The organism is Nonomuraea sp. PA05, assembly GCF_008086045.1.
GTDB classification, from domain to species: Bacteria; Actinomycetota; Actinomycetes; order Streptosporangiales; family Streptosporangiaceae; genus Nonomuraea; species Nonomuraea monospora.
This window is the reverse complement of the sequence record NZ_VSEY01000115.1, coordinates 1-571: the sequence shown is the minus strand read 5'-3', so window position 1 is coordinate 571 and position 571 is coordinate 1. Positions and strand designations below refer to the sequence as shown.

At 68.5% G+C, this 571-nt stretch carries 1 pseudogene; it reads right to left on the bottom strand.

The window, feature by feature from the left end:
- Positions 1-558, bottom strand: a pseudogene (locus FXF51_RS63410) (LysR substrate-binding domain-containing protein); the annotation flags it as partial.
- Between the last annotated feature and the right edge of the window lie 13 nt (positions 559-571).

Below are 571 nucleotides of genomic sequence, written 5' to 3'. Positions count from 1 at the left end.
CTCGGTGAGCGCGTCCACCAGCACTCGCGCTTCGTGGCTCACCGAGCGGTCCGCGGGCAGGGTGATGCCGATCGCGCGGGGGACGGTGTCGAGATGCAGCGGAAGCATGTCCAGCAAGTTGTCGCGGACCCCGATGAGCATGGGCAGGGGCGCGATCGCATCGGTATGCAGGACGATCTCGCGTGAAGTCAGGAGGGTGGAGCACTCGGTGATGTCGCGCGGCGCTTTGAGGCCGGCGGCCGCGAACATCTCGTCGAGCTCGGTCCGCAAGGTGCTCGGCTGCAGGGGCAGGATTCACGGATAGGACAACAGGTCGGCGAGTTGCGGTGTCACGGACAGCGCCGGGTGGCCACGGCGGACCACCGCCCGCACGGCCTCGTCGTAGAGCCTGATGTGGTGAAGGGTCCCGCGGTAGGTTCCGGGGTCCAGCCGGCCCACCAGCAGGTCGACCTCACTCCGCTGCAAGCTGGTGGCCAGGACCTCCGCGGTGCCTTCCACCACGGAGACCGAGATCTCGGGATGCGTCTGCTTGACCGCGACGACGGCTTGTGGCAGCAACGCGTAGGCGCCG